This is a genomic window from Paenibacillus pasadenensis (assembly GCF_002864175.1).
In the GTDB taxonomy this organism is placed as follows: domain Bacteria; phylum Bacillota; class Bacilli; order Paenibacillales; family Paenibacillaceae; genus Paenibacillus_O; species Paenibacillus_O pasadenensis.
The window spans coordinates 1,742,818-1,753,444 of the sequence record NZ_NFEZ01000004.1 but is presented as its reverse complement, the minus strand read 5'-3'; the positions used below and the strand labels follow the sequence as shown (position 1 = coordinate 1,753,444).

Below are 10,627 nucleotides of genomic sequence, written 5' to 3'. Positions count from 1 at the left end.
GTCCTCCGCTAGATCGTCGTGGAATGGAGCTCGCGGTAGGAGGCGGACGCGATCCGGTTGTCCGCGTCGAGGACGATGACCTTGGGGACGTAGCCGCGGGCTTCCTCCTCGGCCATCATCGCGTAGGACATGATGATGACGAGGTCGCCGGGCTGCGCGTGCCGAGCGGCGGCTCCGTTCAGGCAGATGACGCCGGAGCCCCTCGGGCCGGGGATGACGTAGGTTTCGAGGCGGGCGCCGTTGTTGATGTTGACGACCTGCACCTTTTCGTTTTCCCAGATGTCGGTCGCATCGAGCAGGTCCTGGTCGATCGTGATGCTGCCGACATAGTGGAGGTTCGCCTCGGTGACGGCGGCGCGGTGGATTTTGGATTTGTGGATTTCTCTGAACATAAGGACACTCTCCTCTTGGGAATGGTAGCGATCGGTTCGGGAGTTCGGACGCAGCGCGGCCGGAGGCCGCAGGAGCGAGGGCACCGCCTTTCGTCAAGAGTGGATGGAAGCTCGCCGGCGAAACGGCTCGAAGGAAGTCGTGGTGGGGGGAATGAGCGAAGATGCGGCGCGCGCCGCGGGGACGCGCTGCAGGAGCAAAGGACCGGCATGCCGCAAGGCACGGGAACAAGCGAGGCAAGGCTGCCCGCAGCCCTAGGTCCAATCTCCTGATTCTCCTCATTGTCAAAGAGCTAAAATTGTCTATTTCACCTAAATACTAGAGGATATAGGGAAGCGGCGACAGGGAGAAAAGTGCTTGGGCACCGGGGGACTTTTCTATTCCAACTGCGCCTGTGGGAAATGAAAAAGCCTTGCGGGATGCCGTTTCCGGCCCGCAAGGCTCCTCTTTTGACCGCTCGAGACGGACACGCTTCAAGGCGTCAGCTCTGCTCGATCAGCTCGATCCATTCGTTATATTCCGTTTGCAGCTTGGAATATTCGGTACGCAGCAGCTCGAATTCCGTGCGCAGCTTGTCGTAGGCCGTCGTCAGCCGCTCGTTGTCGCGCTGCAGCTCGCCGAGATCCTGGCGGCTGTCCGTGCGCTCCTCCTCCAGCTGACGCATCGCATCCTCCAGACGCTCGACCGCGCTGCCGGAGACGGCGGCCTCCCGATGCGCGAGCTCCAGCTGGCGCCGCAGCTCCTCCTCGGCCTCGGCGCGGTCCGCCTCCAGCCGGGACTGCTGCTCGAGCCGCTCCTGCTGCTCGGCGACAAGACGGCTCAGGCGCTCGCGCTCGGCGGCCGCCTCGTCCAGCTGCCGCTGCCAGTCCCGCTCGGACTGCTCGCGCAGCGCCTCGGCCTGGCCTGTCATCTCGGACAGGCGGCGCTCCAGCGCTTCCCGGGCAGCCTCGGCTGCGGCCAGCCGCTCCCGCAGGGCGGCCTCGGCCTCGTCGCGGGAAGCGACCGCTTCCTGCAGGCGGCTCGCCGTCTCGCGCAGCCGGTCATCCAGCTCCGCCGTCCGCTGCCGGGACTGCTCCAGCTCCTCCTGCGTCGAGCGCAGCAGCCGCTGGGATTCTCCGAGCAGCCGGCCGCGGGCTTCCTCCTGCTCCATGACGAGCATCAGATGCTCCTCGGCATCCGCGATCCGCTTGGACCAGTCGTCGCGAGCCTCAGCCAGCTCGCGACGGGCGGCGTCGCGCTCCTGTTCCAGGCCGGACCGCTCCCGGGCCCACTGCTCGCCCTGCCCGGCGAGGCGGCTCTGCGCCTCCTCCGCCCGGCCGGCCTCGCCGGCCGCTCGCTCCTCCAGCTCGCGCAGACGCTCCGCGCCGCCGACGCGCTCGGCCTCGGCTGCAGCGCGAAGCCGCTCCAGCTCCTGCGCATGGGCGGCAGCGAGCCGCTCGCGCTCCTGCGCATGGGCGGCGGCGAGCCGCTCGCGCTCCTCCTGCGCGGCAAGCTGCGCGAGCTTCAGCTCCTCGCCCGCCTCGCGGCGCAGCCGCTCCGCCTCCTCGGCGGCGGACGCCTGCAGCGCCTCCGCGCGCCGCTCGGCCGCGCGCACCTGCTCGGCCGCCTCGGCCTGCGCCTGCTCGCGCGCATGGCCGATCTCGCCGGCCGCCCGCTCCAGCGCCTCGCGCAGCTCGCTCGCGGCCGCCTCGCGCTCGGCGGCGGACGCCGCGCGCAGCCGCTCCAGCTCCGCCTCCAGCGCGGCGGCGCGGCCGGCCTGCGCCTCCAGCTCGCGGCGCGACGCCTCGAGCTGCTCCTCGGCAAGGCCGAGCCGCTCGCGCGCTTCGGCCTCGCCGCGCTCCAGCGCCTCGGCCCGCTCTCCGGCCTCGGCGAACAGCCGCTCCGCCTCCTCGCGTCCGGTCCGCTCGGCGGCAAGCTTCAGCTCAAGCCGGCTGCCGCGCTCGCGCTCGGCCTGCAGCTGCTGCTGCTCGGCCTCCAGCTCCTGCTGGCGCTCCTGCAATTGCTGCCGCTCGGCCTCCAGCGCCTGCTGCTGCTCCTGGCGCAGCTCCTGCAGCACTTGCAGCTGCTCCTGCTGCAGCTCTTGCAGCTGCCGCTGCTGCTCCTGGCGCTGCTGCTGCAGCCGCTGCTCCAGCGCGGCGAGCTGCTGGCGAGCCTCCTCCAGCGCGGAAGCGCTCTCCGTCAGCTGCGACTGGAGCTCAGCCTCCGTCGCCTGCGCCAGCTCCAGCGCTTCGGCGAGCTGAAGCTCCTGCTCCGCGCGCAGCCGCTCCAGCTCGCCGCGATGCTCGGCCTCGCGGCCGGCAAGCGCGCCCTCGAGCTCCGCCCGCTGCTGCAGGCGGAGCTCGGCGAGGCTGCGCTCGCCCTGCTGCCGCGCCGCGAGCAGCTGCTCCTCCAGCTCGCCGACGCGCAGCAGATGACGAGCCTCGAGCGTCTCGAGCTCCGCCCGCTTCGATTCCAGCAGCGCCGCGCGTTCCTGCTCGCGCTCCCGGCACTCGGCCTCGTACAGCTGCTCCAGCTCCGCCCGCTCGCGCTCGCGCGCCTCGGCCTCGCCGGCATGCAGCGCCTGAAGCTCATGGATGCGCTCCAGCAAGCGCTCCTCCAGCTCCGCGAGCTGGACGGCGAACGCTTCCTCGCGCGCGGCCATCTCGGCCGCATGCGCCGCCGCGAGCTCCGCCCGCTCGCGCTCGAAGACGCCGGCCGCCTCGGCGCGCTCCTCCTCGAGCCGGCGCTCCAGCTCCGCGCGGCTCTCCTCCAGCTGCACCGCCAGCCGGCGCCGCTCCGTCTCGAGCTGCTCGCGGGCGGCGGCCTTTTCCGCCTCATGGCGCCGCTCCGCCTCCGCCATCGCCTCGGCAAGCCGCGACTCGCGCTCGTTCGCCTCCGCCTCGTAGAGCCGTTCCCACTCCTGCCGCTCCGCTTCCAGCATCTGCGCGGCCTCGGCGCGCTCCGCCTCATGCCGGCGCTCCAGCTCCTCGGCGCGGACGCGGTTCTCCTCGATCAGGCGCTCTCTTTCCTCCCGCCAGCGCCGCTCGAGCTCGGCCGCCGTCTCGGCGCTTTGGCGCTCCAGCCGCTGCGCCTCCTCCTTGACGGCCTCCTGCACGGCGGCCAGCCGCTCCTCGGCCTCGGCGCGCAGCGCGGCTTCCGCCGCCTCGCGCTCGCCGAGCAGCCGCTCCAGCTCCTCCGCCGCCCGCCGCTCGGACCGCGCGAGCTCCTCGCGCGCCTGCTCCGTCGCGGCCTGCGCCTTGTCCAGCTCGCCCATGAGCGTCTTGCGGATGCTCTGCTCCTCCTTGAGCAGCTCGCTGTCCTGCCGCAAGCGGAATACGTCCTCCGCCATATGCACGGCCGCAAGCACCGCCAGCCTCGGCATGTCCAGCCGCGGGTAGCCCTTGGCCAGCTTGTGCATGTTCTCGTCGACGACCTGCGCGACCCGGCGGATATAATCCGAGCTGCTATGACCCGTCAACCGGTATTGATGTCCGTATATATCGACCGTTACTCTCAAGCGATCGGCTTCCTTCAAGGCGGTATCCTCCCGTTGCTCGTTGAGCTGCTCTCCTGCTGCCCGTCTATTTCGATCGCCCGTCTCAGGGCGTCAAGATCCATGTGGATAAGAACGATCCAGAGGGCCTTCCGGCTTCGCCGCGCCCCTCCAGACAAGGAAAAGCCGCATCGGCAGCTCCCTCGCGGGATTACTTCGATGCGGCTTCCTGCGTTTCCTGCCTATTTCCTTAATTCCGCGGAGAAAGATTGCTCCAGCGCGGCGACCGCCGCGGCATGCGCCGCCGCGACCTCCTCGTCGGTCAGCGTGCGCTCCGCATGGCGGTACACGAGCGCCAGCGCGACGCTCTTGCGGCCGGCGCCGAGCTTTTCTCCGGTGTAGACGTCGAACACCCGCACCGACTCCAGCAGCTCGCCGGCCGCCTCGCGGACAGCGGCGGCCAGCGCGGCCGCCGGCACCGTCTCGTCGACCGTCACCGCGATGTCGCGGTCGGCCGCCGGATAGCGCGGCAGCGTGCGGTAGACGATCGAGCGGTCGGCCGCATCGTACAGCGCGCCCAGCTCCAGCTCGGCGACGAAGACGTCGTCAAGGCCGAGCTCCAGCTGCAGCTCCGGATGAAGCTGGCCGACGTAGCCGATCGTCTCCGCTCCGCGCTCGCCGTCCAGCTTGACGGCGGCCGTGCGGCCCGGATGCAGGCCGGACGGAGCGGCGGCCTCGTAGGAGACCGATCCGCTCAGGCCGAGCGCGGCGAAGATCGTCTCCAGCACGCCCTTGGCGTCGTAGAAGTCGGCCTTCTCCGCCTTGCGGTTCCACGCGGCGGAGCGGCTCGCTCCGGTCAGCAGCAGCGCGAAGCGATGCTTCTCCTGCGGCAGACGCGTCAGCGTCTCCTCGTCGGTGTGGAACACCGTGCCGATCTCGAACAGCGCGAGATCGTGGTTTTTGCGATTGCGGTTGTACGCCGCCGTCTCCAGCAGCTGCGGCAGCAGCGACGTGCGCAGCACGCTGCGCTCCTCGCTCATCGGCATCGCCAGGCGGATCGGCTTCGCGTCCTGAGCGAGGTCCGGGAACAGCCCCGCCCGCTCCGGCGCCGTGAACGAGTAGCTGATGACCTCGTGCAGGCCGGCGTCCGACAAGCGGCGGCGCAGCTCGCGGCGCACCGCCTGCGGCGCGGTCAGCGAGCCCGGCGTCGTCTCGCCGACGATCGGCGTCGCCTTGATGTTGTCGTAGCCGTACAGGCGGGCGATCTCCTCGATCAGGTCGACGTCGCGGGAGATGTCCCCGCGGCGCGTCGGCACCTGCACGCGGAGCGACCCGTCGCCGACCTCGGAGTCGAAGCCGAGGCGGCCGAAGATCGCCTGCGCCTCCAGCTTGGAGATGTCCGCGCCGAGATAGCCGGAGATCCGCTCCAGCGACACCTCGATGACGACCGGCTCGTACGTGCGCGCCACGTCCTCGGCGATGCCGTCGGTGACGAGGCCGCTGCCGAGCTTCGCGATCAGCGAAGCCGCGCGGTCGAGCGCCGGGATGACGCGCGCCGGATCGACTTCCTTCTCGAAGCGCAGGCTCGCCTCCGAGCGCAGGCCGAGCTGGCGGGACGTGCGCCGCACGACGGAGCCGTCGAACTTGGCGGATTCGAGGATGACGTTCGTCGTATCGCCGTCCACCTCGGAGTTCGCGCCGCCCATGACGCCGGCAAGGCCGATCGCCCGCTCGCCGTCGGCGATGACGAGCATATGCGGCTGCAGCTTGCGCAGCTGGCCGTCCAGCGTCTCCAGCTCCTCGCCTTCGCGGGCGAAGCGCACGACGATGCTGCCGCCGGCCACGCGGTCCGCGTCGAACGCATGGAGCGGCTGGCCGTATTCCAGCATGACGTAGTTCGTCACGTCGACGATGTTGTTGATCGGCCGGATGCCGGCCGCCATCAGCCGGTTCTGCAGCCAGAGCGGCGACGGCGCGACCTGCACGCCGCGGATGTAGCGGGCGCTGTAGTGCGCGCACGCCTCGCGGGCGTCGATGCGCACGGACAGGCGGTCCGCCGTCTTGTCCGCCGCGCCGAATACGGCGCTCTCCGGCAGCTTGACCGGACGGCCCGTGAGCGCGCCGATCTCGTAGGCGACGCCGAGGTAGCTGAGCGCGTCCGAGCGGTTCGGCGTCAGATCGAGCTCCAGCACATGGGCGCCGAGGTCGAGCACGTCGACGATCGGCCGGCCGAGCTCCAGCTTCGGCAGGACGAGGATGCCCTCCTGCAGCTCCTTCGGCAGCAGCTTGTCGTTCAGCCCGAGCTCGCGCGCGGAGCAGATCATGCCCTGCGACTCGACGCCGCGCAGCTTGGCGCGCTTGATCGCGAGGCCGCCCGGCAGCTTCGCGCCGACGGTCGCGACCGGCACATGCTGGCCGGCGTCCACGTTGGCCGCGCCGCAGACGATCTGCAGGTCCTCGCCGGCGCCGACGTCGACCTTGCAGACGTTCAGCTTGTCGGCGTCGGGATGCTTCGTCTTTTCCTTGACGTAGCCGACGACAACGCCGCTTACGCCTTTATCCATCGCCTCGACGGCGTCGATCTCGATGCCGCCGGACGTCATCTTCTCCGCGATCTCCTGCGGCGTCAGCCCTTCAAGGCTGATGTAGTCCGCCAGCCAGTTCGTCGATATTTTCATGGCGCTAGTCCCCTCTCTTTCCTTACATCCGCTCGAACTGGCTCAGGAAGCGCAGGTCGCCCGCGTAGAAATGGCGGATGTCGTCGATGCCGTATTTGAGCAGCGCGATCCGCTCGATGCCCATGCCGAAGGCGAAGCCGGTCACTTCCTCCGGATCGTAGCCGCCGGCCTCGAGCACCTTGGGATGCACCATGCCGCAGCCGAGAATCTCGAGCCAGCCGGTCTGCTTGCACATCCGGCAGCCGCTGCCGCCGCACTGCGAGCAGGTGACGTCGACCTCGGCGCTCGGCTCGGTGAACGGGAAGAAGCTCGGGCGCAGGCGGATGCGCGCCTGCTTGCCGAACATCTCCTGCACGAACTGCAGCAGCGTGCCCTTCAGGTCGCTCATGCGGATGCCTTTGCCGACGACGAGCCCCTCGACCTGGTTGAACTGGAACGAGTGCGTCGCATCGTCGTCGTCGCGGCGGTACACCTTGCCGGGGCAGATGACCTTGAGCGGCGACTTGCCGTTCATCGCCTTCATCGCGCGGATCTGCACGGGCGACGTCTGCGTGCGCATGAGGATCTCGTCGGTGATGTAGAACGAGTCCTGCATGTCGCGGGCCGGGTGGTCCTTGGGCAGGTTGAGCGCCTCGAAGTTGTAGTAGTCGGTCTCGACCTCGGGACCTTCGGCGATCGTGTAGCCGAGGCCGATGAAGATGTCCTCGATCTCCTGCGCGACCTTATTCAGCGGATGGACCGCTCCGGTCGGCAGCGCGCTGCCGGGCAGCGTCACGTCGATCGTCTCCGAGCGCAGCCGCAGCTCGGTCTCGGCGCGCCGGTAGACCGCCGCCTTTTCCTCGATGACGGCCTCGATCGCCCCGCGCACGCGGTTGGCGACCTCGCCGACGGCCGGACGCTCCTCGGCGCTGAGCGCGCCCATGCCGCGCAGAATTTCGGTGAGCGCGCCTTTTTTGCCCAAATACTTGATGCGAAGCTCGCCGAGCTCCTGCGGTCCGGCGACTCCTTGCAGCTCCTGCAGCGCTTCCGCCTGCAAAGCCTCCAAACGTTCCTTCATCGCTAACGCCTCCTTCGGACTTGGCTCCGGCTGCCGCCGCAAGCCGCTGTGAAAAAACAAAAAGGCCCTTTCTCCGCTAGGGACGAAAGGACCGTGGTACCACCCTGATTCCAGCCGCTGGGCGGGGCATCTCCTGGAGGCGGAAAACCCGCCGGAAAAGCCGCTCGTCCCTGGCGCGGATGCGCCGGGCTGCTTGAAGGCCGGATAACGGACGGCTGCCCGCGAGCCCCTACAGGCGTCCTCGCGGACGCGTTCAAGGCTCGAGCTCCGGAGTGAATTCGGCCGGCTGGCTGCCGGGGACCGCTCTCAATCGGCGGCGGTCCCTCCCTGTCGGGCCAGGCATGGCGTACTGGTCTCCATCGATGCTGGTGGATATCTTGGCTCATTATATCCAGAGCGAATGGAAAATGCAACTGAAGGGGCTCCGTCCGGCCGCCTGCTCAGTCCTTCGAGCCGCCGCGACGGGCGAACGCCGCGATGACGGCGACGACGCCGAGCGCCAGAGCGATGATCGAGAGGATCAGCGGCAGGCTGTCCTTCTCGGCAGCCGGCGCAAGCGGCTGATCGACAGCTGGGGCGTCGCTGGCGGCCGGGGCGGCGGACGCCTCCGGAGAAGCCGATGCGGCCGGAGACGCGCTTGGCGCCGGACTTGCGGCCGCGCCGTGGCCATGGCCGTCGCTCTCGGCCTCGCCGGCGCCTACGGCCGTGACCGGACCCGGATAGTCGGCGTCCGGCGCGCCGATCCACTCGACGACGCTGCTGTCGCTGTACGTCTGGTAAGCCTTCCACTTGAGCTCGGTCGCGTCCGCCTCCACCTTGCCCGACAGCTTGAACTCGGTAAAGTTCTCGACGGCCAGTCCCTGGCCTTCTTCCGCCGTCCAGGTGATGCGCTCGATCTTGCCGTCGGCCGAGCGCTCGAGCTCGGTCTTCCAGCCGGGCTGCGGCTGCGTGCGGGTGATGTTCACGCCCTCCGGCACGCGCACGGCGACCGCGGTCGTCAGCACGTCTTTCTTCTCGCTCGGCACCCGCACCGTGAACACCTCATACGAGTTCTGAGCGACCTCCTTGGGCCATACCGTCACATGGGCGCTCGCCATGCCGGCCATCAGGAACAGCGACAGCGCGGCGAGCAGAGCCGCGACGCTCCCTTTGCTGCGGGACAGCGCGCTTTTGCGGCGTTGATTCATGTCTTGTTTCCTCCTGTCGGACTGTTGGTCCCTTGCTTTTCTTTTACAAGTATAGGATCGCCGCTGGAAATGGACATGACCCGAAAGGGCTATGATCTTGACAAAAATGAGGACGACGGCCGGTCCGCCGTCCGCTCGGGAAGGTGGGACCGGCCGCCGTGCGGACCGCCCTCTCGCCGTCTCAGCCTCCGCCTGCGCCACGGTCCATGAGCCCGTTCTCGTAGGCGTAGCGCGCGAGCTGGACCCGGTTGTCGAGATGCAGCTTCTGCAGGATGTTCTTGAGATGGTTCTTGACCGTATTCTCCGAAATGCCGAGCGCCGACGCCGCCTCGCGATTGGAGTCGCCGCGCGCGACGCGCTCGAGGATCTCCTTCTCGCGCTCGGTGAGCGGAGACAGCGCAGGCGCCGCCATCCGCGGAGAGGAAGGGATCGCCGTCCGCGGATCCGCGGACGCGGAGGCCCGCCCTCCCGGCAGGAATTCCTGCAGGATGCGCGTGGCCAGCTCCCGGCTCATCGGCGCCTGGTCGAGCGAGACGGCCCGCAAATAGTCGAGCCAGGCGGACGGGGAAAGGTTTTTGAGCAGATAGCCCTGGGCTCCCCGCTTGATCGCCTCGAACAGGTCGGCGATGTCGTCGGACACCGTCACCATGACGATCTTGACGGACGGCAGCGACGCCTTGATGCGGGACGTCGCCTCCAGCCCCCCGACGCCCGGCATGCGGATGTCCATCAGGATGAGGTCCGGCTGCAGCTCTTCGGCGCGCGCGACCGCCTCCTCCCCTCCCGACGCCTCTCCGGCGATCTCGAAGAAAGGGTCCTCCGAGACGATCATCCTCATTCCTTCGCGCCCATGCGGATGGTCGTCGACCAGCAACACCCGCACCGGGTCGTTCCGTTCGGCAGCATTCATCGTCCTTCCTCCTCGATGTTCATGGCTTCAGCTTCGCGCCAGACGGCTGGCGCATGATCTCAATCGACGTGCCTGTCCCCAGGTCGGGGCGGGGGCTCTGGAACCCGAAGCTCCAGCCCGCGCCCTCCGCTCGGTCGCGCATCATGCGGACGCCGTAATGGCCCTTGGCCGACTCGGCTCCCGGCGAAGCGCCGAGCCCGTCGTCGGCGACGACGCAGCGAAAGCCGTCCGCTCCGACCTGCCGGCAGGCGACGCTCACGAGCGAGGCGGAGGCATGCTTGCGCACATTCATGAGCGCCTCGCGCACGATCGCGAGCAGCTCGACCTTTTCGCGGCTCGTCAGCAACAGGTCGGGCAGCTGCCAGTCGATCTCCGTGCTCGTCCCCGACTCCTCCAGCTCGGCCGCGGCATCCTGCAGCGGCTGCAGCCAAGGCATGCCGCTTTCCGCCGCCGTATCCGCCGAGCGCAGGCTGGCGATCGCCTCCCGCACGTCCTCGTACACATGGCGCACCGTGCCGCGGATCTGCTCGCTCGCCTGCTTGACCTCCTCGGGCGACTCCGCCCGGTCGAGCCGATCGAGCTTGACCGACAGCAGGAACAGCGACTGCGAGATGCCGTCGTGCAGCTCGCGCGCCATCTGGTCCCGCTCCTGCACCGCCGCCTTCACCGCCTGCTCGCGCCGCAGCTGCTCCTGCACGTTCTCGAGCATGTCGAACAGCTTGGAGAGCAGCGTCACCGTGACGAGAAAGACGAGGATCGGACTGATGACGTTGCCCGTGTCCATCGACACGTACGGCAGCAGGAACGTATGGCGGGCATATTCCCATGCCGCCGTCAGGACGGTCGGCGTCCAGAGGATGAGCCTTTTGATCGTGCTTGCTTTCATCGTCCGCCTCCCTCTTCTCGGCCGGCCTGCCGGCTCCGCCCGCAGCG

Annotated in this window: 7 protein-coding genes; all 7 read right to left on the bottom strand. The window is 69.0% G+C overall.

Annotation, left to right across the window (positions count from 1 at the left end):
* Positions 1-8: 8 nt before the first annotated feature.
* The 7 genes from panD to B8V81_RS17170 all read right to left on the bottom strand — a co-directional run bounded on the left by panD (position 9) and on the right by B8V81_RS17170 (position 10,580).
* Positions 9-392, bottom strand: a complete 384-nt coding sequence (gene panD / locus B8V81_RS17200) for an aspartate 1-decarboxylase (protein ID WP_028599895.1) — start codon at positions 390-392, stop codon at positions 9-11.
* 479 nt (positions 393-871) lie between these two features.
* Positions 872-3,904 carry a cell division protein ZapA gene (gene zapA / locus B8V81_RS17195; protein ID WP_146000523.1) on the bottom strand — a complete coding sequence of 1,011 codons (3,033 nt, stop codon included), beginning with the start codon at positions 3,902-3,904 and terminating at the stop codon, positions 872-874.
* A 200-nt stretch (positions 3,905-4,104) separates the two neighbouring features.
* Positions 4,105-6,540 carry a phenylalanine--tRNA ligase subunit beta gene (gene pheT, locus B8V81_RS17190; RefSeq protein WP_028599896.1) on the bottom strand — a complete coding sequence of 812 codons (2,436 nt, stop codon included), beginning with the start codon at positions 6,538-6,540 and terminating at the stop codon, positions 4,105-4,107.
* Positions 6,541-6,562: 22 nt separating this feature from the next.
* Entirely contained in the window at positions 6,563-7,597 is a 1,035-nt protein-coding gene (gene pheS / locus B8V81_RS17185) for a phenylalanine--tRNA ligase subunit alpha (RefSeq protein WP_028599897.1), read from the bottom strand.
* Positions 7,598-8,037: 440 nt separating this feature from the next.
* Positions 8,038-8,784: a YcnI family copper-binding membrane protein gene (locus B8V81_RS17180; RefSeq protein WP_101808830.1), complete on the bottom strand. Its 747-nt coding sequence runs from the start codon at positions 8,782-8,784 to the stop codon at positions 8,038-8,040.
* A 181-nt stretch (positions 8,785-8,965) separates the two neighbouring features.
* Positions 8,966-9,694 (bottom strand): response regulator, encoded by a 729-nt coding sequence (locus B8V81_RS17175; protein WP_101808829.1) that lies wholly within the window; start codon positions 9,692-9,694, stop codon positions 8,966-8,968.
* Positions 9,695-9,713: 19 nt separating this feature from the next.
* Complete coding sequence (locus B8V81_RS17170) at positions 9,714-10,580, bottom strand: sensor histidine kinase (RefSeq protein WP_101808828.1); 867 nt, start codon at positions 10,578-10,580, stop codon at positions 9,714-9,716.
* Positions 10,581-10,627 lie beyond the last annotated feature (47 nt).